Below are 24,376 nucleotides of genomic sequence, written 5' to 3' on the forward strand. Positions count from 1 at the left end.
GGTCCGTGATGCCGTCGCGCAGGGCGGGATCGATGACCGGGTCGAAGGTGAAGGTAAGGGCCATTCGCGAAGAGTATCTAATACTGCGGCCGGGGCCGCCATGTGGCCGCCCGGTCCAGGGCGCGCTACCGCGCCCTGGACCGGATACACCCCGGATCCGCCCCCTGGTGGTACGGGGTGGGGCTTGCGTTGAGCATTTCCTTACCGTGTGGTGTCCCGAGCGGGGGCGTTCGGGCTCACCGGCCATGTTTCACGTGAAACATCCACGGCCGAGGCGTCGAGCCGTTGACGTGTCAGTCGGCCAGCGGGAGGTACACCCGGTTACCCGAAGCAGCGAACTCCGCCGACTTCTCCGCCATACCCGCCTGGATCTCGTCGGCCTTCAGGTCCCCGCCGTGCTCGCGGCGGATGTCCTGCGAGATCTTCATCGAGCAGAACTTCGGACCGCACATGGAGCAGAAGTGCGCGGTCTTGGCCGGCTCGGCCGGGAGGGTCTCGTCGTGGAACTCACGGGCCGTGACCGGGTCGAGGGCCAAGTTGAACTGGTCCTCCCAGCGGAACTCGAACCGGGCATCCGACAGCGCGTCGTCCCACTCCTGGGCACCGGGGTGCCCCTTGGCCAGGTCTGCGGCGTGCGCGGCGATCTTGTAGGTGATGACCCCGGTCTTCACGTCGTCACGGTTGGGCAGGCCAAGGTGCTCCTTGGGCGTGACGTAGCAGAGCATCGCGGTGCCCCACCAGGCGATCATCGCAGCGCCGATACCGGAGGTGATGTGGTCGTAGGCGGGCGCGACGTCCGTGGTCAGCGGGCCGAGCGTGTAGAACGGCGCCTCTTCGCAGATCTCCTGCTGAAGGTCGATGTTCTCCTTGATCTTGTGCATCGGGACGTGCCCGGGGCCCTCGATCATCGTCTGGACGTTGTGCCGCTTGGCGATCGTGTTCAGCTCACCCAGCGTCTTCAGCTCCGCGAACTGCGCCGCGTCGTTGGCGTCGGCGATGGAGCCGGGACGCAGACCGTCGCCCAGCGAGTACGTCACGTCGTACGTCGCGAGGATGTCGCAGAGCTCCTCGAAGTTCGTGTAGAGGAAGTTCTCCTTGTGGTGCGCCAGGCACCACGCCGCCATGATCGAGCCGCCGCGGGAGACGATGCCGGTCTTGCGGCGGGCGGTCAGCGGCACGTACGGCAGCAGCACGCCGGCGTGGACCGTCATGTAGTCGACGCCCTGCTCGGCCTGCTCGATGACCGTGTCCTTGTAGATCTCCCAGGTCAGGTCCTCGGCGCGGCCGTCGACCTTCTCCAATGCCTGGTAGAGCGGCACGGTTCCGATCGGGACGGGGGAGTTGCGCAGCACCCACTCGCGCGTGGTGTGGATGTTGCGGCCCGTCGAGAGGTCCATGACCGTGTCGGCGCCCCACTTGGTCGCCCAGGTCATCTTGTCCACCTCCTCCTCGATGGAGGAGGTGACCGCGGAGTTGCCGATGTTGGCGTTGACCTTCACGAGGAACCGCTTGCCGATGATCATCGGCTCGATCTCCGGGTGGTTCACGTTCGCCGGCAGCACGGCGCGTCCCGCGGCGATCTCCTCGCGGACGACCTCGGGGGCGACGTTCTCGCGGATGGCGACGTACTCCATCTCCGGGGTGATCTCGCCCCGGCGGGCGTACGCGAGCTGCGTGACGGCAGCGCCGCCACGGCCCCGGCGGGGCTGCCGCGGACGGCCCGGGAACACCGCGTCGAGGTTCTTCAGGCCACCCCGCGGCGAGGTGTGCTTGATTCCGTCGTCCTCGGGGCGCACGGGGCGGCCCGCGTACTCCTCGGTGTCGCCGCGGCCGATGATCCAGTTCTCGCGCAGCGGCAGCAGGCCGCGGCGCACGTCGGTCTCGATCTGCGGGTCGGTGTACGGCCCGGACGTGTCGTACAGCGTCACGTCCTTACCGTTGGTGAGGTGGACCTGGCGGACCGGCACCCGGATGTCGGGGCGGGAGCCCGCCAGGTACCCCTTGTGCCAGCCCGGCTGGCGCTCGGTCTGGCCGTCGGCGTCCTGGCTGACGGCAGGCGTGCGTGCGTCCTGAATGGTCATGAGACCTGATCTCCCTACGCCGGCATTACCCGGTAACAGGTTCGGCGGTCGACGCAGCCTCTTCCCGTACGCGTTTCTTAGCCGCGTACGGTGATCAGCGCCCTCTCAGCCCGGTGCTCCGAGCTCCCGCGTTGTGCAAAGGTGCCCCCACGCTAGCGTCATCTGTGGCGTGCTGAACAGTGGGCCCCCTCATCTCTTGCGATGATCGGTCGGTGACGTCCTCGCCGCAGCCCCCCAACGAGCCCACTGAGCCCACTGGCCACACCGGCCACGAACACTCAGGCCCCGGGCATGCCCCAGGCCATTCCCACAGCCACAGCCACGGCCCGGCGGCTCCCGTCTCCCAGCACCTGCGCAAGGTCATCGCGGCCGTACTGATCCCCTTCGCCACCGCCGTCGTCATCGGCATGGCGGTGCTCTGGCCTGGCGGCACCCCCGACCACGACCGCACGGGAGTGGGCTTCGACCGGCAGACCCAGCAGGGCAAGGTCGTCTCGCTCGAACAGGTCGACTGCAAGTCCGTGAACGCCTCGCAGGTACCGCCCACCGGGGACACCTCCACCCCTCAGGGCCGCGAGGCCCAGGCCGCCCAGACCGGCCAGTGCAAGAAGGCCACCGTCGAGGTCGGAACCGGACCGGACAAGGGCCGGACCTTCGTCGAGATCGTCCAGCCGGGCGCGCCGCGGCAATTGGAGAACGGCCAGGGGGTGGTCGTCGCGTACGCTCCGGACGCGCCCCGGGACCTCCAGTACTCCGTGATCGACGTGAACCGCAAGTTCCCGATGGCCCTGCTGGCCGGCATCTTCGCCGTGGCGGTCGTCCTCGTGGGCCGGATGCGCGGACTGTTCGCGCTGATCGCGCTCGTCGTCAGCTTCGGCGTCCTGACGCTCTTCATCCTCCCCGCCATCCTGCAGGGTTCGAACCCGCTGGTCGTCGCGGTCGTCGGGGCCAGCGCCATCATGCTCATCGCGCTGTACATGTGCCACGGCCTGACCGCCCGTACCTCGGTGGCCGTGCTCGGCACACTCGTCTCACTTCTGCTGATCGGGGTGCTGGGTTCGCTGTTCATCGACTGGGCCTTCCTCAGCGGCAACACCGACGACAACACCGGGCTGATCCACGGGCTCTACCCGGACATCGACATGAGCGGTCTGCTGCTCGCGGGCGTGATAATCGGATCGCTGGGTGTCCTCGACGACGTGACGGTCACCCAGACGTCGGCGGTCTGGGAACTCCACCACGCAGACCCGGCGATGGGACCCCGGGCCCTGTACCGGGCGGCCATCCGGATCGGCCGGGACCACATCGCGTCAGTGGTCAACACCCTGGTGCTCGCCTACGCGGGCGCCGCGTTGCCGCTGCTGCTCCTGTTCACCATCGCGAACAGCAGCATGGGGTCGGTGGCCAACAGCGAGCTGGTCGCGGAGGAGATCGTACGGACCCTCGTGGGCTCCATCGGGCTCGTGGCGTCGGTCCCGGTGACAACGGCGCTGGCGGCGCTGGTCGTTTCCGCCGACCGGCCGGGAACCCCGGTCGGCGCAGCGGCCTCGGGTCCGGTCCGCGGCGGCCGGGGCCGACGGCGCAAGCGCTGAAGGAAGTGCTGCCGCACAGCGGCGGCACGAGGGGGCGGCCGGTGCCGGCCCGGTGCCGGCTCCGGGAGCCCCGTACTAGCCCGCGTTCTGCTCGTTCTGCCGCGACTCGGCCAGGATCCTCCCGAGCGCCTCGTCCAGGTTCCCCTCGAAGTCGCCCAGGCTCCGCTCCTGACCGAGCGGTACGAGGCGGTCGGTGCGGTCGAGGAACGCCACGAGCGGCGCCGCGCCGGCTCGGAACAGGGCCCGGTCACCGCCGACCTGCAGCCGGATGTGAACATCTGACAGCTCCTCGGGGTGCGTGGGTTCGATGTGCACGTCACCGTCACCGCACGGCTTGTTGATGCCGTCGAGGAGGAGCTCCCGGCCGAACGTCCAGGTCACGGGCGCGTCTCCGGGAAGGTGGAAGGTCAGGCGGACTGCGTAGGGATCCGGAGCCTCGTACCGGAGTTCCACGGGAATCCGGAAGGAGAGCTCCTCGGAAACGAGGAAGCTCATCATGACCTCTGCCTGTACCGATTCGCGCATTGCCTACCCCGATGTCTGGAAGTGGCCAGGAATGATCCCCCAGGGCCCTCTTGACAAGAGTGGTGGAAGCGCCAGCAGATCACAAGGAGTGAGTTTTCAGATACTGATAGAGAACGAGTGGGTGCCCAGCAGCGCGCCTACTTCTCTGCGCAGCCGATCCACCGCATGGGCCAATCGGCCTTCCTGGTGCAGAGGGAGAGAAATCGCCACGGTCGCAACAATGTCACTCGCTGTGATCGGGATGGCTGCGCACACCGTGCCGAGGGCATACTCCTGCCGCTCGGTAACAGTCTCCATTCGGCCGAGTGAGCTGATCCGCTGCTCCAAGGAGCGCAGGTCCGGCACGGTGTAAGGGGTGATCGCCTCGACGGGATGCCGGTCGAGGTAGTCCTTGCGCGTCTTCTCGTCCAGCTGGCCGAGCAGGCACTGGCCGATGGCGTGCGCGTGGCCGGTCGCCCGGAAGTCGGCCCACTCCTCGCAGGCCGGACGGGCCGGGGTGTCCGAGACGCCTACGACCTGGATTTCACCCTCACGGTAGACCGCGAAGTAGACGGGGGCCGCGACAGCGTCACGGAGATGCGGGAGGGAGTCGAGGATCATGCTGCGACGTTTCTGCTGGAGCCCTCCGCCGGCGAGCCGCCCGGCCGCCTCGCCCAGCACGAAGACTCCGCTCTCCCTGCGCAGGTAGCCCTCATGCGTCAGGGTGCGCAGCAAGTGGTAGGCGGTGGGAAGCGGAACGCCGGCCTCGCGCGCCAGTTGCTTCGCCGGGGCTCCCGCGCTATGGGACCCCACCGCTTCGAGGAGCCTCAGCGCCCTCTGTACGGAACCGATGAGAGTCGGCACAACGGCATTGTGAACGGAAGCCAAAGCTCACCCCCAGGCGTGGTGGCGAGCCTGTGGGGAGGCCCGCCCTGCGGGGGCCTCCCCCGCGTATGCCGTGAATCCTGGGGGTCGTACTCGGCGACTGCTTGATGTAACCGCAGGTCAGACCGGTAGTGCCATATTTCGGTGCCCAGGGAACGGCACAGAAGTGGACTCTATCGACCGGTTCTCCCGGGGCGGGCGGTTTCGGGCGTCACGTTCCCCCGCCTGGCTCAATGCGCGGGTCCGCGCCCCAGGGGCGCCTACCACCCTCCGGGTGAGGACTTCGAACCGCCGCGGACCTTCTTCACGAGGAAGAGCAGACCGCCAACCAGGGCGGCGAAGAGGAGCAGCTTGAAGACGAACCCGATCAGCGCGCCGAGGATGCTGGTGATCACCCCGCCGAAGACGAACAGCGCGAGCAGCGGAACGGCGACCCACTTGACCCACCAGGGCATGCCAGCGAATGTCTGTCGGATCCCGTCCATGGCCTCAACCTCTTCTTCGTCCGTGCGTTCCTGCTCTCGATGCTAGGAGGTCGCGGACCCGCCCGGGGGCCCGCCAGCCCTCGGAGTCCCCTGATCCACCCCCTAGGGGCAGAGCGGCTCAGCTCTCCGGCGGGGAGAACACCACCATCACCCTCAGGTCCTCGGTGATGTGGTGGAACTTGTGCGGCACGCCCGCCGGGACGTAGACCACGCTGCCGCGCGCCACCGTCGTGGTCTCCTCCCCGACCGTGATCGAGGCCCGGCCGCTCACGACGAAGTACACCTCGTCCTGGCCGTGCGGCTGCTGTGGGTCGCTCTGCCCGGCGTCGAGCGCGTACAGCCCGACCGACATGTTGCGTTCGCGCAGGAACTGCAGATAGGCGCCGTCATTGGCGATGCGCTCCGCTTCGAGCTCGTCCAGCCGGAAGGCCTTCATCGTCGTCGTGCCCTTCGTAGTCGCTCTTCGTCGGGGCATCCGCTGATCTGCCGATGTCCCACGGGGATCTTCTCTGCCACGATCAGACACATGACGAATTTCGTAGTCAAGACGCTCGCCAACGCGGCAGCCCTGGCCGTCGCCATCTGGCTGCTCGCCGGCATCACCCTCGACGACGGCAGCAGCATGGGCCGACGCACTCTCACCCTGGTCCTGGTCGCGCTGGTCTTCGGCCTGGTCAACTTCATCGTCAAGCCCGTGGTGAAGCTGTTCTCACTACCGCTGTTCATCGTCACACTCGGGCTGTTCACCCTCGTCGTGAACGCCCTGATGCTGCTGCTGACGTCGTGGCTGGCCGAGCAGCTCGACCTCAGCTTCCATGTCGACGGTTTCTGGACCGCTGTGGTCGGCGCCCTGATCATCTCCATCGTCTCGTGGGCCGTGAACCTGGTCCTGCCTGACAAGAACTGAACGGCCCATGGACCGCGTGTGCTTCCTCTGCACCGGCGGCACCTTCCGCCCTCCCCTGACCGAGTCCGTCTTCGGCGCCCGGGCGGCCGGGCCCGATCTCACGGGTCCGGTCGCGTGGACGGCGCTTGCACAGGCCCGGCCGCCGTACGCGAAGTTGTGAAGGAGACCATCGCGTGACCCACCACCATGACGACGACGGCCGCCACGACGGCGCGGGACACGGAACGCCAGCAGAGGCAGGGGCGGCCCCGGCGGAACGGCTCGGAGACGGCACCCTGGCCGTCCGCGCCGGGCTGCCCGAGCCCGTCAAGAACGAACCGCCCCTGCCCGGCCCCGTCTTCGCCGCCCACTTCCACCTCCCCGGTGACGTCGAAGGCCCGTACACCTACGGGCGTGACACCAACCCCACTTGGACCCTGCTGGAAAAGGCGATCGGGGAACTGGAAGCCCCCGGTCAGGACGTGCACACGATCGTCTTCGCCTCCGGCATGGCCGCGATCTCCGCCGTCCTCCTCTCCCACGCGCGCACAGGTGACACCGTCGCGCTGCCCGACGACGGCTACCAGGCACTGCCCCTGCTGCGGGAGCAGCTGGAGGCATACGGAATCCGTGTACGCACCGCCCCGACCCGCGACGACGCCCAACTCGCGGTGGTGGACGGCGCCCGGCTCCTGTGGATCGAGACCCCCTCGAATCCGGGGCTCGACGTGTGCGACATACGACGCCTCGTGGACGCCGCGCACGCCGCAGGGACCCTGGTCGCCGTCGACAACACCCTCGCCACCCCGCTGGGCCAGCGGCCCCTGGAACTGGGTGCTGATTTCTCCGTGGCCAGCGGCACCAAAGGCCTGACCGGCCACGGCGACCTGCTGCTCGGCTACGTGGTCTGCCGCGACCCGGAGCTCGCCGCCCGCGTCCGACGATGGCGCAAGATCGTCGGCGCGATCCCGGGGCCGATGGAGGCATGGCTCGCGCACCGCTCCCTGGCCACCATCCACCTGCGCGCCCAGCGGCAGTGGGCCAATGCCCTGGCCGTCGCCGAGACGCTGGCCGGCCGCGCCGACGTCAGCGGGGTACGCTATCCGGGTCTGCCCGCGGACCCGTCCCACAAGACGGCCGCAGGCCAGATGCGGGGCTTCGGATCGGTGGTCTCCTTCACCTTGCCCGACCGCGCCCATGCGGAACGCTTCATGACCGCCCTGCGCCTGGTCGAGGACGCAACCAGCTTCGGTGGAGTACGGTCCACGGCGGAGCGGCGGGGACGGTGGGGCGGCGACGCCGTGCCGGAGGGATTCATCCGCTTCTCCGCCGGGGCCGAGGACACCGAAGACCTGATCGCGGACCTCCTGCGGGCCCTTGGATCCGCAGCAGGCGGCAACTGAGCAGCAGGCGGCAACTGAAGAGACGCCGAACAGACGGCCCGAGCCCCTGCTGGCGGCTCGGGCCGCCGCTGCCTGGACCCGGTACTGACCCAGCGGCCGTGCGGCCTCCGGCGCGGCCGTGGTCGTGTCCGTGGTCGCTGCTGACCTGCGGTCCACCGCGCACTGGTGAGCCCACCCATTCGCGGCCCGCTGGGCGTTTCAGAAGCGGAGTCGTGGGCCACTCTTCTCCCATGACCGAACGTCCTGTGGTCAAACGCACCGCCCGCGCGATCCTGCTCGACGGTGACGACCTGATCCTGATCAAGCGCACCAAACCAGGCGTCGATCCCTACTGGCTGACGCCCGGAGGGGGCGTGGAACCCACGGACGCCACCGTGGTCGACGCCCTGCACCGAGAAGTCCACGAAGAGCTCGGCGCGAAGATCACCGATGTGGTGCCCTGCTTCGTCGACACCGTTGAGCACATCGCCGCCGGAGGCGTGACCGGCGTGAAGGTGCAGCACTTCTTCGTCTGCCACCTCGAATCGATGGACCCCAGCCAGCGGCACGGCCCGGAGATCGATCAGCCGCAAGGGGAGTACGAGATCGTCCGCGTCCCCTTCAGCCGGGTCGGCATCGCCGCCGTCCACCTGGTCCCGCTGTCCCTGCGGCACTACCTGGACGGCAACATCGAGGGGGTCCGGGCCATGCACGCTCCCGACCTGGGGTGACGGCTCAGCCGCCGTCACTTGGGACAGATGCCCGTACGGGGGGCCGGTGGCCGGCACGCCGGTCTCAGCCGGCGATGCCCGCCAGCTCTTCCACGGCGTCGTAGCGGATCCTGTCGCCCGGAATGCCGATCCGCTTGAGCTCGTCCACACCGCTGCGGATCATCGCGGCCGGGCCGGATACGAACGCGTCGTACGAACTCCAGGGCCCGTGTTCACCGACCGCCTGCGGAAGCTGACCGGCCAGTCCGTCACCGACCACCGGGCGCACCGACAGCCAGGGGTACGAGCGCTGCAGCCCCAGCAGCGTGTCCTTGTCGTACAGATCGTTGTCACTGCGCGCCCCGAAGAAGACCTCCATGGGGCGGCGTTCACCATGGCCGGCCACATCCTCGATCAGGGCCTTGATCGGGGCGATTCCGGTACCGCCGCCCAGGCAGAGCATCCCGTTGTCCGTGGTGTGGTCCACCACCATGGATCCGGCGGGCGGTCCGAGGCGCAGCACGTCCCCCGGCCGCGCGTGGCGTACCAGTGCGTTGGACACCCAGCCGGCGGGGACGGCCTTGATGTGGAAGGACAGCAGTCCGTCGGCGCGCGGCGCCGAGGCGAAGGAGTAGTGCCGCCACACCCGAGGCCACCACGGTGTCTCCAGGCTCGTGTACTGCCCCGCGAGGAAGGTGTACGGCTGATCTGGGCGGACCGTCAGCACCGCGATGTCCGGGGTGCGCAGATCGTGGGAGACCACCTCCGCGTGCCACCACGCCGGGGCCTTCACCTCGTCCTCCGCGGCCGCGTCGATCATGATCTGGGAGATCGTGGTGTACGCCCGCACCCACGCGGCCTCCGCCTCCGTGCTCCACGTGCTGTGCGCGTACCGGGCCAGCGCACCCAGCAGGGCCTCACCGACCACCGGGTAGTGCCCCGCCATGGTCCCGTACTTGCGGTGTCCGGTGCCCAGCCGGCGCAGGTAGGGGGTGAGTACGTCCGGATCGTCGATGTGCTCGGCGGCGGTCAGCAGCGCCTTCAGCAGCCGGTCGCGCTGTGCGTCCATGGCGACGGGGAACATGCCCCGCACATCGGGGGCCCTGATGAACACCAGGGCGTAGAAGTACGAGGTCACCTTGTCGGCGATGGGTGCGATCTCCGCAAGGGTCCGGCGGATGAGCACGGCGTCCGGGGAGGGCTCGGTCGCACCGCCCCCGGAGGGTATCCGGGCCGGTCTGGTGGGCGGAGCGTCCATGGGGTGCCTCGCTTCGAACATCTGGGTGGGTCTGCACATGCCACGGTCTTCGCATCCGTGGTTCCGGGTCACACAGCGTGCCAGCCTGCCCCAAGAGTCGTGGGGAAAACCCGTGAAGCCCGCCCTCGGGACCGGCTTTCCTCTTAAGATGCCTCAACTCCCTTGCGTGCCGCGCCCACGAGTCGGTATGCCTCCCGCAGATCCCGGCCCTCGTAGACGTGCGTCGCGCGCTTCGCCAGATACGGTCGCGCGTTGACGGCCACCGACACGGGCACGGCCTGGAAGAGTACCGAGTCGGTCATCGAGTCCCCGTACGCGACGCAGTTGCCTCGGGCCACCCCGAACTGCGCGCAGAGCCGGTCCGCCACCGTGACCTTGGCCTCGGGCGTCAGGATCCCGCCCTCCTCCACGGCCCGTGTGAACGGCACCTCCGGAAACACCGACCCGTGAGCGGCATGCGCGCCCCATTCCAGGAGCAGCTCCACGAAGAACGACGGCGACAAGGAGATCACCGCGCAGTAGTCCCCGCGCTCGCGGATCTCCTGCCACACCTCCTGGATGCCCGCCAGCCAGGGGGACCCGTCGAACGCCGCCCGGACGTGGGCGGGTGTCAGCTCCGCCCACAGCGCATGGACGGCGACCGAGAATTGATGCGGACCGATCTCCCTCGCGCTGAATGCCCTTTCCAACTGGGTGATTTCCGCGCTGAGCCCCAGCTGGCGCGAGATCTCGGCTGGCGCGGCCGAGCCGTACATGAGCGTTCCGTCGAGGTCGAAGAGGTGCAGGAAGGTCATGAGCGTCGAGGCTAACGCCCGCCCGCCTGGCCGAAGCAGCACGTTTCACGTGAAACATCCGCCCCGTTCACGAATCCGTTCAGATGTTTCACGTGAAACCTGCGGGCGCCGCAGAGGAGAGCTGCCTGTGTTTCACGTGAAACATCGGTACCAAATCCTATGGACGGGCCCCGGTCGATGATCCAGGCTGATCCGGTGACACCACCACACCTCACTGAACTTCCGGTCCGCGCACTGACCCCGGATGACCTCCACCGCTGCGCCGATCTGTCCGAAGACCGCGGCTGGCCCCGCGAGGACCACAAATGGGCGCTGCTCCTCGCTGCCGGGAACGGGTACGGCATCGACGCCCCGGACGGACGGGGACTCGCCGCGGTCTGCGTGGTCACCCAGTACGGCGGAAGCCACACCGAACCAGAGCTCGCCGCCATCGGGATGGTCCTGGTCGCCGACCGCTATGCCCGCCAGGGCCTGGGCCGCCGGCTGATGACCCACATCTGTGACGACGTCCTCGAGGGCATCCCCCTGACCCTGCACGCGACGCCCTACGGCCGTCCCCTCTACGAGTCGCTGGGCTTCGACACCACAGGCCGCGCCGAAATGCTCAAGGGCACCTTCCGCCCCGATGCCGACCCCACCACCGTCAGCGAGTCCGTACGGGTTCGTCCGGCCACCGCCGCGGACCTCCCACGGATCATCAGCCTGGACACGGAGGTCTTCGGGGCCGATCGAACCCACATGATCACGCGGCTTCCCGCTTTCACGGACCGGCTGCTCGTCGCCGAGGACGGCGATGGGCACATCGTCGGATACGCCGCCATCTGGCCCAACATGGAGACGCACGTCATCGGCCCACTGATCGCCCGGGATACCGCTGGCGCCCAGACGCTCATCACCGCTCTCGCCGCCACCACCGGACGCCCGCTGCGTACCGATGTCGACGTCCGCCACGAGGAACTGATCGCCTGGCTCAAGGACCACGGCCTGGGCTCCGTGGCGTTCAACGCCGTCATGACCCGGGACATCCCCGGCCTGCCCGGCGACTGGACCCGTCGCTGGGCACCACTGACCGTGGCCGCCGGGTGAGGAGAACACCCACCATGAGCGATGCCGTCCAGCCGGCCATCCGCCCTGCCACCGAGGCCGATCTGCCCGCCATCGTCGCCCTGCTCGCCGACGACCCCCTGGGCGCGAGTCGTGAATCCCCGGATGACCTCACCCCGTACCTGGCGGCCCTTCAGCGCCTGACCGACGATGCGAATCAGCACCTGGTCGTCGCCGTCCGCGGGGACCGGGTCGTCGGCACCCTCCAGCTCACGATCATCCCCGGACTCTCCCGCAAGGGTGCCACCCGCTCCCTGATCGAAGGCGTCCGCGTCCACGCCGACGAACGCGGAAGTGGTCTGGGCACCCGGTTCATCGAATGGGCGATCGAGCAGTCCCGCCTCCACAACTGCCGACTCGTGCAGCTGACCTCGGACGTGACCCGGACCGACGCGCACCACTTCTACGAGCGGCTCGGCTTCACCGCCAGCCACGTCGGGTTCAAGCTGCAGCTCTGACCGGCCTCCCGAAGCCGGGCCGCTGTGTCGGCGGTCCGGCCTACGATCGTGAGATGAGCCCCAGCCTCAGCCCCAGCCCGCCCCACATCACCGCCGCGGAGCGCCGTCACCGGCTCGGCCGGCGACACCGCCTGGCTCCCTCGGCCCACGCCACCACCGTGCCCGAGGTGGCGGACTCCGTCGTCGCCCTGCACGCCACCGACGCCGCGACGATCTTCCTCTCCGTCCGCGCCCGGCTCTCCGAAGGCGGGCCCGATGCCATCGAGCGGTCCCTCTACGAGGAAGTGAGCCTCGTTCGGCTCCTCAGCATGCGGAACACACTCTTCGCCGTCTCCAGCGAACTCGCCCCCTACGTCGACGCCTCCACCGCCCGGGGCATCGCCGCCAAGGAACGCCACAGCCTCCTCAAGCACCTGGAGGAGGACGGCCAAGGCCTCGACGCCGCTTGGCTGGCCGAGGCCGAAGCCGCCGCGCTGCACGCCCTCGACACCCGCGGCCCCTGCACGGGCAGCCAGCTGTCCGCCGCCGTGCCGGCCCTGCGGCAGAAGATCACCGTCGGTCGCGGCAAGAAGTACGAGACGCATACCGGCGTCGCCACCCGGGTCATCCGCCTCCTGGCCGCCGATGGCCGCATACGCCGCGACCGCCCGCGCGGCTCATGGATCTCCAGCCAGTACCGCTGGGTCCACACCGAACCCTGGCCGGCCGTACCGCCCGCCGAGGCCCGCGCCGAGATCGCCCGCCGTTGGCTGCACGCCTACGGGCCGGCCACCGAGGCCGACCTCAAGTGGTGGACCGGCTGGACACTCACCGACGTACGCAAGGCCCTCGCCGCCGTGGGTCCCGAACCGGTCCGTCTCGAAGACGGCACCACCGCCCTCGTCTGCCCCGGCGACACCGCGCCCGAAGCGGCCCCGGAGCCCTGGGCCGCCCTCCTGCCCGCCCTCGACCCCAGCGGCATGGGCTGGGCGGACCGGGGCTTCCACCTCGACCCTGCCCACCGGCCCGCGCTCTTCGACTACGCCGGCAACATCGGCCCCACCGTGTGGTGGAACGGTGAGATCGTTGGCGGCTGGGCTCAGCGCGCCGACGGCGAGATCGTCTGGCGGCTGCTGGGCGCCCCCGGCCGCGACGCCGAGAAGGCCATCACCGCCGAGGCCGCCCGCCTCGCCGACTGGGTGGGCGACGCCCGCATCACCCCGCGCTTTCGCACGCCCCTGGAGCGCGAACTCGTCGCCTGAGCGCAGCCGCTATCCGATGCCGCGCCAGCCCTGCGGGTCCACCCCGCCGGGCACCGGCGCTGCGGCGTCGTACGGCTCCCGCGTGAACACGAAGGATGCCAGGTCGAGATGGCTCACCGAGCCGTCCGCACGGCGCACGGCCCGCAGCGTCTCACCGGCGTAGTAGCCGGACAGGCCCGTCCAGTTGCCCTCGCCGTCCGCCGCGAACGCCGCAGCGCGCCCCGTCACACCCAGCGGCCCGATCTCCAGCAGCCCGTCCGACGTCAGCCGCACGGCATACGCCCCCGTGCCCCAGTACCAGGGACCGCACAGCTCCAGCGCCACCGGATCGGCCTCGTGGAACGGGCGCCACGGCTCCGGGAACTTCGGCTCCGCCTCCGCCACGATCGCGACCAGATCCGCCGCGACGGCGGCGGGAGGCAGTCCGGACGTGCAGTTCGCGAGGACCACCGCCACCAGGCCGTCCGCCTCGCTCAGCCACAGCCCCGCTACGAAACCCGGCAGCGAGCCGCTGTGCCCCACCAGCCGGCGCCCTTCGTGGGCCATGAGCTGCATCCCGAGTCCGTACCCGAACTCGGCGAAGCCGGGTTCCGGAGGCGCGGTCGGCATACGCATCTCGCGCACCGTCGCGGCGCTCAGCACCCGCTCGTCGCCGTGCAGCAGAAACTCCCCGAAGCGCGCCAAGTCCCTGGTGGTGGACCACAGCTGACCGGCCGGAGCCATGAGCCCCAGGTCCTCCACCGGCTCGGGCATCATGACGTCCGCCCAGGGATGTACCGCCCAGCCACCCGCGTGCGGGGCCCGAGGCAGGCCGCTCGTACGGTCCAGACCGAGCGGTTCCAGTACCTCGGCGCGCAGTACTTCCTCCCACGGCCTCCCGCGCAGCGCCTCGACGAGCGAACCCAGCAGGGTGTAACCGGGGTTGGAGTAGTGGTGCCTACTGCCCGGCGGGTGCCGGAACGGCTCCTCGCCGAGCACGTCGGCGAGCTCCGGCCGCAGGGAGGCGGGCGTGCGCTCCCACCACGGGCCGGGGGTCTCCGCGGCCAACCCGCTGGTGTGGGCCAGCAGCTGCCTGACGGTCACCTCGCCGGCGCCGGACCCGGGCAGGTGCTTGTCCAGGCAGTCCGACAGGTCCAAGAGCCCCTCGTCCCGCAGCCGCATCACCAGAACGGCGGTGAAGGTCTTCGTGATCGAGCCGATCCGGTACTGCACGTCCCCGTCGGGCCCGTGGCCGGCGAGAGAGGTACGCGAGCCCTCCCACACGATCGCTCCGCCCCGCGCGACGGCCGCCACCACCGAGGGCGCCCTGCCTTCGCTCTGCGCGACGGCCAGCCGGTGCCTGAGAGCCCTGCGGGTGGCAGGGAGAAGTTCCAGATCCTCAGAGAGCTCGTCCATGGCCGGATGCTACGTGTTGGCCATGTCCACGAACCTCGAATAGTGGCCCTGGAAGGCCACCGTGATCGTCGCCGTCGGGCCGTTGCGGTGCTTGGCCACGATCAGATCCGCCTCGCCCGCTCGGGGGGACTCCTTCTCGTAGGCGTCCTCGCGGTGGAGCAGGATCACCATGTCGGCGTCCTGCTCGATCGAGCCCGATTCACGGAGGTCCGAGACCATCGGCTTCTTGTCCGTGCGCTGCTCGGGACCACGGTTCAGCTGGGAGAGCGCGATCACCGGCACCTCCAGCTCCTTCGCCAGCAGCTTCAGGTTTCGCGACATGTCCGAGACCTCCTGCTGGCGGCTCTCGGGACGGCGCGAGCCGCCCGACTGCATCAGCTGGAGGTAGTCGATGACGACGAGCGAGAGGTCGTTGCGCTGCTTGAGCCGACGGCACTTGGCCCGGATCTCCATCATCGACAGGTTGGGGGAGTCGTCGATGTACAGCGGGGCGGCGGAGACGTCCGGCATCCGGCGCGCCAACCGGGTCCAGTCGTCGTCGGTCATCGTGCCCGAGCGCATGTGGTGCAGGGCGACGCGCGCCTCGGCGGAGAGCAGGCGCATCGCGATCTCATTGCGCCCCATTTCGAGGGAGAAGATCACGCTCGGCAGGTTGCTCTTGATGGAACAGGCCCGGGCGAAGTCCAGCGCGAGCGTGGACTTGCCCATCGCGGGGCGGGCCGCGATGACGATCATCTGGCCCGGGTGCAGACCGTTGGTCAGCGAGTCGAGGTCCGTGAAGCCGGTCGGCACACCCGACATCTGGCCGCTGCGGGAGCCGATCGCCTCGATCTCGTCGAGGGCGCCCTCCATGATGTCGCCCAGCGGCAGGTAGTCCTCCGAGGTCCGCTGCTCGGTGACGGCGTAGATCTCGGCCTGGGCGCTGTTGACGATCTCGTCGACGTCTCCGTCGGCCGCGTAACCCATCTGCGTGATCTTCGTACCGGCGGCGACCAGACGGCGCAGGACGGCTCTCTCGTGGACGATTTCCGCGTAGTACTCGGCATTCGCCGCCGTCGGCACGGACTGCACCAGTGTGTGCAGGTACGAGGCACCGCCGACCTTGCTGATCTCACCGCGCCGGGTCAGCTCCGCGCCTACGGTGATCGGGTCGGCCGGCTCCCCCTTGGCGTACAGGTCGAGGATCGCCTGATAGATCGTCTCGTGCGACGGACGGTAGAAATCATGGCCCTTGAGGACCTCGACCACGTCGGCGATGGCGTCCTTGGACAGCAGCATGCCGCCGAGCACGGACTGTTCGGCGTCGAGGTCCTGAGGAGGGACTCGCTCGAAGCCGCCGCCACCACCGCCGTCCCAGGAGCCGTCGTCACGCCCCCGGCCCTGCTGTTCGTCCCCGCGGCCGCGGCCTTCACCGTTCCGGCGCGGACGGGCGGGCAGACGGTCACCTGGACCGCTGTCGGCCCAGGGGTCGTCCATGGGCTCGGGCATGCTCACCGGGCCGCCTCCTCCCGTCCGCAAAGCGGACTTCGCCGTGGCACTCTTTCTACGACACGGCTCTGACATTTCGGGCGCCCGACCGGCTGTGGGCGACTCGGGCAACGCACCACGGTAGAGCCGGGAGCGGCGTCAGCCAATCTGGTTATCCACAGGCTGTGTGGATGACATGTGGACGACGGTGCCAATGCTGTGGGTAAGTCACCCCAAGCTGTGTACGGACCGGGGGACGACGCTGTGGACAAAATCACCCCGGCCACCCTCACACCCCCACTGACCTGCTGTTTCTTATCGAGGCAGCTGTGGGGGAGAAAATTATTGGCCACTGTCTCGAGATCACCTCCAATGAGGTGCGGAGAACGCGCAAGTCAGCACTTCGGTAAGCCCTCAAAGGGTCTTGTGTCCATTACCTGTGGAAGATTAGATTGAGCGCATGACTCAGGCCCCCACAGCGGCGAAGGCTGCCCCCAGACGGCACGACCGGGAGATCTTCGCACTCGCCGTCCCCGCCTTCGGCGCCCTGGTCGCCGAACCTCTCTTCCTGATGGCCGACAGTGCCATCGTGGGGCACCTGGGGACCCCCCAGCTGGCCGGCCTGGGCATCGCCGCAGCGCTGCTCACCACGGCGGTGAGCGTCTTCGTCTTCCTGGCCTACGCCACCACCGCGGCCGTTTCCCGACGCGTCGGCGCGGGAGACCTCCAGGCGGCGATCCGGCAGGGCATGGACGGCATCTGGCTCGCCCTCCTGCTCGGCGCGGCCGTCGTCGCCGTGGTGCTGCCCGCGGCGCCCTGGCTGATCTCGCTCTTCGGCGCCTCCGACACCGTCGCTCCCTACGCGATCACGTACCTGCGGATCTCCGCCCTCGGCATTCCGGCCATGCTGATGGTGCTGGCCGCCACGGGTGTGATCCGGGGCCTCCAGGACACCCGCACCCCGCTCTACGTGGCCATCGCGGGCTTCACGCTCAACGCGGTCCTGAACGTGGTCCTCGTCTACGGAGCGGGGCTCGGCATCGCCGGGTCCGCGTGGGGCACGGTCATCGCGCAGTGCGCCATGGCCGCCGCCTACCTCGTGGTGGTCGTACGCGGCGCCCGTCGGCACGGTGCCTCACTGCGCCCGGACGCGGCCGGAATCCGGGCCTGTGCCCAAGCCGGCGCGCCCCTGCTGGTCCGCACCTTGTCTCTGCGCGCCGTCCTGATGATCGCTACCGCCGTGGCGGCGCGGCTCGGCGACGCCGACATCGCCGCCCACCAGATCCTGCTGTCGCTGTGGAGTCTGCTCGCCTTCGCCCTGGACGCCATCGCCATCGCCGGCCAGGCGATCATCGGCCGCTACCTGGGCGCGGGCGACACCGAGGGCGCCAAGGCCGTCTGCCGCCGCATGGTGCAGTGGGGTGTCGCCGCGGGGGCTGTGCTCGGCCTACTGGTCGTCCTCGCCAGACCGGTGTTCATCCCGCTGTTCACGAGCGATCCGGCGGTCGAAGCCGCCTTGCTGCCCGCACTACTGGTCGTGGCCGTATCCCAGCCCGTCTCCGGCATCGTCTTCGTCCTCGACGGAGTTCTGATGGGTGCGGGTGACGGCCGGTACTTGGCCTGGGCGATGCTGCTGACGCTCGCCGTCTTCACCCCGGCAGCACTGCTCGTACCGACGGTCGGCGGCGGCCTGACGACGCTGTGGTGGGCCATGACACTGATGATGTTGGTCCGGATGGTCACCCTGCAGCTGCGCTCCCGCTCGGGCCGGTGGCTGGTGGCCGGAGCCACGCGCTGAACGGATCCCGTGGCCGCCCCGGGGAGTGTTTCACGTGAAACATGCCGGGGACGAGCGCACGTTTCACGTGAAACATCGCCCGTCCGCCCGCTCCTGGCAACGACGAAGGGCCGCACCCCCGCGGGGGTGCGGCCCTTCGCGTGCTGCCCTTAGGCGGCGACGACCTCGACACCGAGGTTCGCCACGACGTCGGCGTGCAGACGCACGGACACCTGGTACGAACCGAGGGTCTTGATCGGGGACGCCAGCTCAACGCGGCGCTTGTCGACCTTCGGACCACCGGAAGCCTCGATCGCCGTGGCGATGTCGGCCGGGGTCACGGAGCCGAAGAGGCGGCCGGTCTCACCCGAACGGGTGGCCAGACGCACCTTCACGCCCTCAAGCTTGGCCTTGAACTCGTTGGCCTGCTCGATGGTCGCGATCTCGTGGATCTTGCGGGCGCGGCGGATCTGCGCCACGTCCTTCTCGCCACCCTTGGTCCAGCGGATCGCGAAACCACGCGGGACCAGGTAGTTGCGAGCGTAACCGTCCTTGACGTCGACGACATCGCCGGCGGTGCCGAGGCCAGAGACCTCGTGGGTCAGGATGATCTTCATTAGTCGGTCACCCTTTCCTTATCGCGCGGTGGACGTGTAGGGCAGCAGCGCCATCTCACGGCTGTTCTTCACTGCCGTGGCGACGTCACGCTGGTGCTGCGTGCAGTTGCCGGTAACGCGGCGGGCACGGATCTTGCCACGGTCGGAAATGAACTTCCGCAGCATGTTCGTGTCCTTGTAGTCCACGTACGCGGTCTTGTCCTTGCAGAACGCGCAGACCTTCTTCTTAGGCTTGCGCACAGGCGGCTTCGCCATTGTGTCTCTCCTGTGTGATCAAGAAGTGGGGTTGCGAGCTGCCCTAGAAGGGCGGCTCGTCCGAGTAGCCACCGCCGGAGCCGCCGGAGCCGCCGGAGCTTCCGCCCCAGCCACCCCCGCCGCCCTGCGGCTGCTGGCCGCCGGCCGGCGCGCTGGACGCCCACGGGTCGTCGGAGGGAGCTCCGCCGCCCTGCGGGGCGCCGCCACTGGGGGCTCCACCCCAGTTGCCGCCGCCACCCTGCTGCTGACCGCCGCCGCCGTATCCACCCTGACCGCCGCGACCGGTGGTCTTGGCGACCTTGGCCGTGGCGTTCTTGAGGCTGGGGCCGACTTCCTCGACGTCCAGCTCGTAGACCGTGCGCTTGACACCCTCACGGTCCTCGTAGGACCGCTGCTTCAGCCGGCCCTGCACGATGACGCGCATGCCCCGCTGAAGGGACTCGGCGACGTTCTCCGCCGCCTGCCGCCAGACCGAGCAGGTCAGGAACAGGCTCTCGCCGTCCTTCCACTCATTGGTCTGCTTGTCGAAGGTGCGGGGAGTGGACGCGACACGGAACTTCGCGACCGCCGCACCCGAGGGGGTGAAGCGCAGCTCGGGGTCGTCGACGAGATTGCCGACGACCGTGATGACGGTCTCGCCTGCCATGGATGAACCTCTCGGCGGGGATTGCTGCTGGGCTGCTGTGCTACTCGATCCCGATTACCGCTGAACCGAAGTTCAGTGGGTCTCGGGGCGGAGGACCTTGGTCCGGAGAACCGACTCGTTCAGGTTCATCTGCCGGTCGAGCTCCTTGACGACCGCAGGCTCGGCCTGCAGGTCGATGACCGAGTAGATGCCCTCGGGCTTCTTCTTGATCTCGTAAGCGAGACGACGACGGCCCCAGGTGTCGACCTTCTCGACCTTTCCGTTGCCCTCACGGACGACGGAGAGGAAGTTCTCGATCAGCGGGGAGACTGCGCGCTCCTCGAGATCGGGGTCGAGGATGACCATCACTTCGTAGTGACGCATGTGGAACCCACCTCCTTTGGACTCAGCGGCCACGGTCGATCCGTGGCAGGAGGGTCGTGATGCGTACGCACGGCATCCAAGAGCAGACACCGCGCAGACCGTACAGACTACCTGCTCGACTCCTTCCGGTTGAAATCCGGCGGGAGGGGGCCACAATCTGTATCCATCGGGTGTGCTCGGTGCTATGCCCCCCGGCTCCCGTCGGGGGCGGCCCGCAGCACCGCTCTGCTCCAGCCAGGAGGTGCCTTCCGATGGCACAGGCAATGCGACCCCAGTCCTCGATCTCCCTCTTCGCGACCGACGACAAGCCCCACCCGCTGCAGGACACCCTGGTGGCGGTCACCTTGATCCTCGGCGGCGTGGCGTTCGTCACGGGGTTCTTCGAGAACCTGCACCTGCTGAGCTCGTGGACCGGGCTGATCGGGATCCTGAGCGGCGCCTACGGACAGTTCATCTCGGTCACGACACGCGAGCGCTTCGCGCTGATCGTCGGCCTCGGCGCTGCCGGTATCGGCTTCTTCCTCGGCATGGCCCACGGCGGCCTCTTCGGCGGCTGGCTGGGCTGACCGGGCGACTCCGCGACAGGGCGCCGGCCAGTTAACGGCCCGGGCACGGCCCGTCCCCCAGATGGGTGGCGCCCCTGTCGCAGTAGGCTTCGCGCCATAGCCAGCGAAGCCGCCGGAGGAGACGCCCCGCATGAGCCTGTCCCTGAGGACCATCAGCCGAGAGCAGCATCTGGGTTATCTCCAGAGCCTGCCCTCGGCTAGCCACTGCCAGGTCCCGGCGTGGGCCGACGTGAAGAACGAGTGGCGTTCGGAGAACCTCGGTTGGTTCGACGGATCCGGCGAACTCGTCGGCGCCGCGCTCGTGTTGTACCGGCAACTGCCCAAGGTGAAGCGGTACCTCGCCTACCTTCCCGAGGGCCCCGTCATCAACTGGTACGCCCCCAATCTGGAGGAGTGGATCCAGCCGATGCTGGCGCACCTCAAGCAGCAGGGCGCCTTCACCGTGAAGATGGGTCCGCCCGTCGTCATCCGCCGCTGGAACTCGGCAGCCATCAAGGCCGGCATCCAGGACCCGGACGTCAAGCGACTGCGTGACGTGGAGGCCTCGGTCATCGAGCCCCGCGCCTTCGAGGTGTCCGACAAGCTCCGCCGCATGGGCTGGCAGCAGGCCGAGGACGGCGGCGCCGGTTTCGGCGACGTCCAGCCCCGCTACGTCTTCCAGGTACCGCTGGCCAACCGTTCGCTGGACGATGTCCTCAAGGGCTTCAACCAGCTGTGGCGCCGCAACATCAAGAAGGCCGAGAAGGCCGGCGTCGAGGTCGTCCAGGGCGGCTACGACGACCTGCCGACCTGGCAGCACCTGTACGAGATCACGGCCGAGCGCGACAAGTTCCGCCCGCGCCCGCTCAGCTACTTCCAGCGCCAGTGGACGGCCCTCAACTCCGAGGACCCCAACCGGATGCGGCTCTACATCGCCCAGCACGAGGGTGAGCCGCTGGCCGCCGCCACGATGCTCACCGTCGGCCAGCACGTCTGGTACTCGTACGGCGCGTCCGCCAACCACAAGCGCGAGGTGCGGCCCTCGAACGCGATGCAGTGGCGCATGCTGCGCGACTCGTACGCGCTCGGCGCGAGCGTCTACGACCTGCGCGGCATCTCTGACACGCTGGACGAGAACGACCACCTGTTCGGTCTGATCCAGTTCAAGGTCGGCACCGGCGGCGAGGCGGTCGAGTACGTCGGCGAGTGGGACTTCCCGCTCAACAAGGTGCTGCACAAGGCGCTCGACATCTACATGTCGCGCCGCTGACCTCACCCCACCCCACCCACCCACGCACCGCTGCACCACGCAGCTTTTCAGGAGAGGTTCCGGACGGGCATGGCGCTCACGCTCTACGTCGACACCGCGCGCTGGCGTGCGCACCAGAAGCAGATCCAGGACCAGTACCCCGGGTTGATCCCGGTCTGCAAGGGCAACGGCTACGGCTTCGGCCACGAGCGGCTCTGCGAAGAGGCGACCCGGATGGGCGCCGACGTCCTGGCCGTGGGAACGACGTACGAGGCCGCCCGCATCAAGGACTGGTTCGGGGGCGACCTGCTGGTCCTCACCCCGTTCCGGCGCGGCGAGGAGCCGGTGCCGCTGCCGGACCGGGTCATCCGCTCGGTGTCCTCGGTGGACGGGGTCCGCGGCCTGGTCGGCGCCCGGGTGGTCATCGAGTGCATGAGCTCGATGCGCCGTCACGGCGTCTTGGAGCAGGACCTGGGCCAGCTGCACGCGGCGATCGAGGACGTCCGCCTGGAGGGCTTCGCGCTCCACCTGCCGCTGGACCGCCCGGACGGTTCGGACGCCGTCGAGGAGGTCATCGCGTGGATGGACCGGCTGCGCGCGGCCCGGCTCCCGCTGCACACCATGTTCGTCAGCCACCTGCGCACCCAGGAACTGGCGCGGCTCCAGCAGCAGTTCCCGCAGACCCGTTTCCGGGCCCGCATCGGCACCCGGCTGTGGCTGGGCGACCACGAGGCAACCGAGTACCGCGGCGCGGTCCTCGACGTCACGCCCGTCGCCAAGGGGGACCGCTTCGGCTACCGGCAGCAGAAGGCCGCCTCCGACGGCTGGTTGGTCGTGGTCGCCGGCGGTACGTCGCACGGCGTCGGCCTGGAGGCCCCCAAGGCCCTTCACGGCGTGATGCCGCGCGCCAAGGGCGTTGCCCGGGCGGGCCTGGCCACGGTCAACCGGAACCTGTCGCCGTTCGTGTGGGCGGGCAAGCAGCGCTGGTTCGCCGAGCCGCCGCACATGCAGGTGTCGATCCTGTTCGTACCGTCCGACGCCACCGAGCCGCAGGTCGGCGACGAGCTGGTGGCGCACCTGCGCCACACCACCACGCAGTTCGACCGGGTGCTGGACGCCTGAGCCGTCCCCGGGGACCGGCCGGGCCGGTCAGTCCTTGGGGCCCGCGCCCCAGTCGACCCGCTGTCCCTCCGAGGGCGCCGCGTACCGCGGCGCCCTCGCCGCGTCCGACAGCACGAAGACGTCCGGTGCCCCGTCCAGGACGCCACCGGACGGGTCGTCCGAGCCGTCGCGCCGTACGACGTCCCGCTCGGGGAGCAGGATGTCGCGGACGATGACCGCGCACAGGTAGAGGGTGCCCAGCAGGTGGGCGGCGATGGCCAGCTGATAGCCCTCGGCCGGCAGGCCCTGGTGCTTGTCGCCGCTGCTCGTGTAGGCCAGGTAGAACCAGATGCCGAAGAAGTACAGGACCTCGCCGGCCTGCCAGATCAGGAAGTCCCGCCAGCGCGGCCGGGCCAGAGCGGCGAGGGGGATGAGCCACAGGACGTACTGCGGCGAGTAGACCTTGTTGGCGAGGATGAAGGCGGCCACGACCAGGAACGCGAGCTGTGCGAAGCGCGGTCGTCGCGGGGCGGTCAGCGTGAGCAGGCCGATTCCCGCGCACAGCAGCAGCGTCAGCCCCGTCGCGTACGTGTTGGCCCCGTCCAGCGGGTTTCCGGAGCGCTGGGAGATGAGCAGCCACACGGAGCCGAAGTCGATGGGCCGTTCCTGGCTGAAGGTGTAGAACTTCGTCCAGCCCTCCCAGGCCAGGTACATCACCGGCGCGTTGACGAGGAGCCAGGAGCCGGCCGCACCGAGGGCGGCGGCTCCGAAGGCGCGCCATGTGCCGGCCCGCCAGCAGAGCACGAACAGCACGCCGAGCAGCAGGACGGGATAGAGCTTCGCCGCGGTGGCCAGGCCGACGAGGACTCCGAATAGCACCGTCCGGCCGCGGGACCACATGAGCATCGCGGCGGCGGTCAGGGCGATGGCCAGCAGGTCCCAGTTGATCGTCGCCGTGAGCGCGAAGGCGGGCGCGAGGGCGAAGAGGAGCGCGTCCCAGGGCCGGCGCCGGTGGGTACGGGCGACGCACACGGCGATGACCGCGGCGCAGACCATCAGCATGCCCGCGTTGACCATCCAGTACATCTGTTCGCGGTGCTGCAGGGAGCCGCTGGCGGGCGTCAGCCAGGAGGCGATCTCCATGAAGAGCCCGGTGAGGACGGGGTACTCTAGGTACTCCATGTCGCCGGGCAACCGGTCGAGATACGGGGTGAGGTTGTCGGCGAAGCCGCGTACCGCGTACAGGTGCGGGATGTCGGAGTAGCAGGCGTGGGTGTACTGGGAGCCCGCTCCCCGGAACCACGCCCAGTCGTAGCAGGGCAGCTTCTGCACCATCCCGAGGGCGAACATGCCGAGGGCGACGAGGACGACGACCCGGACCGGGCCGAGCCAGTGGCCGCCCACCCGCGCATGGCGGCCGAGTGGGCCGCCGATGAGCTCACTGGCTGCTGCGGCGACCTCGTCCTGCTGGGTGGGCAGTACGGGTCAAGAAGGTGCCGGGGCTCATCGAGCAGCTGCGTGCCGAGGCCCCCGCGCGCATCGAGGCCGTGAAGAACACCGACCCGAAGGTCGTGCAGGAGA

At 69.2% G+C, this 24,376-nt stretch carries 25 protein-coding genes; 11 read left to right on the forward strand and 14 right to left on the reverse strand.

The features are described from left to right. Positions 1–293: 293 nt before the first annotated feature. Positions 294–2,081, reverse strand: a complete 1,788-nt coding sequence (thiC, locus tag ACWDX7_RS27715; RefSeq protein ID WP_451488769.1) for a phosphomethylpyrimidine synthase ThiC — start codon at positions 2,079–2,081, stop codon at positions 294–296. A gap of 212 nt (positions 2,082–2,293) precedes the next feature. Here thiC and ACWDX7_RS27720 point away from each other — a divergent pair, with 212 nt between their 5' ends. After that, positions 2,294–3,673, forward strand: coding sequence for a YibE/F family protein (locus ACWDX7_RS27720; RefSeq protein ID WP_451488770.1), 1,380 nt, complete (start codon positions 2,294–2,296; stop codon positions 3,671–3,673). Positions 3,674–3,748: 75 nt separating this feature from the next. On the opposite strand, the gene ACWDX7_RS27725 is transcribed toward ACWDX7_RS27720, so the two are convergent. From ACWDX7_RS27725 to ACWDX7_RS27740, 4 genes are all read right to left on the reverse strand, one after another. Next, positions 3,749–4,198 (reverse strand): SsgA family sporulation/cell division regulator, encoded by a 450-nt coding sequence (locus ACWDX7_RS27725; RefSeq protein WP_451488771.1) that lies wholly within the window; start codon positions 4,196–4,198, stop codon positions 3,749–3,751. Between the two features lie 96 nt (positions 4,199–4,294). Further along, positions 4,295–5,041: an IclR family transcriptional regulator gene (locus ACWDX7_RS27730; protein ID WP_451488772.1), complete on the reverse strand. Its 747-nt coding sequence runs from the start codon at positions 5,039–5,041 to the stop codon at positions 4,295–4,297. 281 nt (positions 5,042–5,322) lie between these two features. Then, positions 5,323–5,547 carry a DUF5326 family protein gene (locus ACWDX7_RS27735; protein ID WP_451488773.1) on the reverse strand — a complete coding sequence of 75 codons (225 nt, stop codon included), beginning with the start codon at positions 5,545–5,547 and terminating at the stop codon, positions 5,323–5,325. 118 nt (positions 5,548–5,665) lie between these two features. Further along, on the reverse strand, positions 5,666–5,983 hold the full coding sequence (locus tag ACWDX7_RS27740) for a cupin domain-containing protein (protein WP_451488901.1): 318 nt from the start codon (positions 5,981–5,983) through the stop codon (positions 5,666–5,668). Between the two features lie 90 nt (positions 5,984–6,073). Here ACWDX7_RS27740 and ACWDX7_RS27745 point away from each other — a divergent pair, with 90 nt between their 5' ends. The 3 genes from ACWDX7_RS27745 to ACWDX7_RS27755 all read left to right on the forward strand — a co-directional run bounded on the left by ACWDX7_RS27745 (position 6,074) and on the right by ACWDX7_RS27755 (position 8,546). Next, a complete protein-coding gene (locus ACWDX7_RS27745) occupies positions 6,074–6,454 on the forward strand; it encodes a phage holin family protein (protein WP_451488774.1) in 381 nt (126 codons plus the stop codon). 173 nt (positions 6,455–6,627) lie between these two features. Beyond that, positions 6,628–7,836, forward strand: a complete 1,209-nt coding sequence (locus ACWDX7_RS27750; protein WP_451488775.1) for a cystathionine gamma-lyase — start codon at positions 6,628–6,630, stop codon at positions 7,834–7,836. Positions 7,837–8,066: 230 nt separating this feature from the next. Next, entirely contained in the window at positions 8,067–8,546 is a 480-nt protein-coding gene (locus ACWDX7_RS27755) for an NUDIX domain-containing protein (RefSeq protein ID WP_451488776.1), read from the forward strand. Between the two features lie 64 nt (positions 8,547–8,610). Here ACWDX7_RS27755 and ACWDX7_RS27760 read toward each other — a convergent pair whose 3' ends face one another. Together ACWDX7_RS27760 and ACWDX7_RS27765 are read right to left on the reverse strand one after the other, a co-directional pair. Beyond that, entirely contained in the window at positions 8,611–9,933 is a 1,323-nt protein-coding gene (locus ACWDX7_RS27760; RefSeq protein ID WP_451488902.1) for a globin domain-containing protein, read from the reverse strand. Continuing rightward, on the reverse strand, positions 9,927–10,577 hold the full coding sequence (locus ACWDX7_RS27765; protein WP_451488777.1) for an HAD family hydrolase: 651 nt from the start codon (positions 10,575–10,577) through the stop codon (positions 9,927–9,929). Before ACWDX7_RS27765 ends, ACWDX7_RS27760 begins: the two co-directional genes overlap by 7 nt. Before the next feature lie 195 nt (positions 10,578–10,772). Here ACWDX7_RS27765 and ACWDX7_RS27770 point away from each other — a divergent pair, with 195 nt between their 5' ends. From ACWDX7_RS27770 to ACWDX7_RS27780, 3 genes are read left to right on the forward strand one after another with little or no spacing between them, the layout of a single operon-like run. Beyond that, positions 10,773–11,663 (forward strand): GNAT family N-acetyltransferase, encoded by an 891-nt coding sequence (locus tag ACWDX7_RS27770; protein WP_451488778.1) that lies wholly within the window; start codon positions 10,773–10,775, stop codon positions 11,661–11,663. 14 nt (positions 11,664–11,677) lie between these two features. Next, on the forward strand, positions 11,678–12,139 hold the full coding sequence (locus tag ACWDX7_RS27775) for an N-acetyltransferase family protein (RefSeq protein WP_451488779.1): 462 nt from the start codon (positions 11,678–11,680) through the stop codon (positions 12,137–12,139). Between the two features lie 53 nt (positions 12,140–12,192). After that, positions 12,193–13,380 (forward strand): winged helix DNA-binding domain-containing protein, encoded by a 1,188-nt coding sequence (locus tag ACWDX7_RS27780; protein ID WP_451488780.1) that lies wholly within the window; start codon positions 12,193–12,195, stop codon positions 13,378–13,380. 9 nt (positions 13,381–13,389) lie between these two features. Here the strand turns inward: ACWDX7_RS27780 and ACWDX7_RS27785 are convergent, their stop codons facing one another. Continuing rightward, complete coding sequence (locus ACWDX7_RS27785) at positions 13,390–14,775, reverse strand: serine hydrolase domain-containing protein (RefSeq protein ID WP_451488781.1); 1,386 nt, start codon at positions 14,773–14,775, stop codon at positions 13,390–13,392. A gap of 9 nt (positions 14,776–14,784) precedes the next feature. Further along, the gene (dnaB, locus tag ACWDX7_RS27790; protein WP_451488903.1) at positions 14,785–16,251 is read right to left on the reverse strand and encodes a replicative DNA helicase; all 1,467 of its coding nucleotides are present in this window, start codon (positions 16,249–16,251) and stop codon (positions 14,785–14,787) included. Positions 16,252–16,702: 451 nt separating this feature from the next. Between dnaB and ACWDX7_RS27795 the strand changes: the two genes are divergently transcribed. Next, positions 16,703–18,040, forward strand: coding sequence for an MATE family efflux transporter (locus ACWDX7_RS27795; RefSeq protein ID WP_451488782.1), 1,338 nt, complete (start codon positions 16,703–16,705; stop codon positions 18,038–18,040). A 149-nt stretch (positions 18,041–18,189) separates the two neighbouring features. Here ACWDX7_RS27795 and rplI read toward each other — a convergent pair whose 3' ends face one another. The 4 genes from rplI to rpsF form a co-directional block, all read right to left on the reverse strand. Further along, a complete protein-coding gene (rplI, locus tag ACWDX7_RS27800; RefSeq protein ID WP_451488783.1) occupies positions 18,190–18,636 on the reverse strand; it encodes a 50S ribosomal protein L9 in 447 nt (148 codons plus the stop codon). Positions 18,637–18,654: 18 nt separating this feature from the next. Continuing rightward, positions 18,655–18,891: a 30S ribosomal protein S18 gene (gene rpsR / locus ACWDX7_RS27805; RefSeq protein ID WP_005315025.1), complete on the reverse strand. Its 237-nt coding sequence runs from the start codon at positions 18,889–18,891 to the stop codon at positions 18,655–18,657. Positions 18,892–18,934: 43 nt separating this feature from the next. Then, complete coding sequence (locus tag ACWDX7_RS27810) at positions 18,935–19,537, reverse strand: single-stranded DNA-binding protein (protein WP_451488784.1); 603 nt, start codon at positions 19,535–19,537, stop codon at positions 18,935–18,937. Positions 19,538–19,609: 72 nt separating this feature from the next. Continuing rightward, positions 19,610–19,900 (reverse strand): 30S ribosomal protein S6, encoded by a 291-nt coding sequence (rpsF, locus tag ACWDX7_RS27815; protein ID WP_004950685.1) that lies wholly within the window; start codon positions 19,898–19,900, stop codon positions 19,610–19,612. 251 nt (positions 19,901–20,151) lie between these two features. Between rpsF and ACWDX7_RS27820 the strand changes: the two genes are divergently transcribed. From ACWDX7_RS27820 to ACWDX7_RS27830, 3 genes are all read left to right on the forward strand, one after another. Beyond that, positions 20,152–20,466 (forward strand): hypothetical protein, encoded by a 315-nt coding sequence (locus ACWDX7_RS27820; RefSeq protein WP_451488785.1) that lies wholly within the window; start codon positions 20,152–20,154, stop codon positions 20,464–20,466. A 130-nt stretch (positions 20,467–20,596) separates the two neighbouring features. After that, positions 20,597–21,715 (forward strand): lipid II:glycine glycyltransferase FemX, encoded by a 1,119-nt coding sequence (locus ACWDX7_RS27825; protein WP_355408765.1) that lies wholly within the window; start codon positions 20,597–20,599, stop codon positions 21,713–21,715. A gap of 69 nt (positions 21,716–21,784) precedes the next feature. Then, the gene (locus ACWDX7_RS27830; protein WP_451488786.1) at positions 21,785–22,816 is read left to right on the forward strand and encodes an alanine racemase; all 1,032 of its coding nucleotides are present in this window, start codon (positions 21,785–21,787) and stop codon (positions 22,814–22,816) included. Positions 22,817–22,843: 27 nt separating this feature from the next. Here ACWDX7_RS27830 and ACWDX7_RS27835 read toward each other — a convergent pair whose 3' ends face one another. Further along, positions 22,844–24,199 carry a glycosyltransferase family 87 protein gene (locus ACWDX7_RS27835; protein ID WP_451751981.1) on the reverse strand — a complete coding sequence of 452 codons (1,356 nt, stop codon included), beginning with the start codon at positions 24,197–24,199 and terminating at the stop codon, positions 22,844–22,846. Positions 24,200–24,376: the final 177 nt, after the last annotated feature.

The sequence above is a fragment of the Streptomyces sp. NPDC003034 genome, assembly GCF_053591375.1.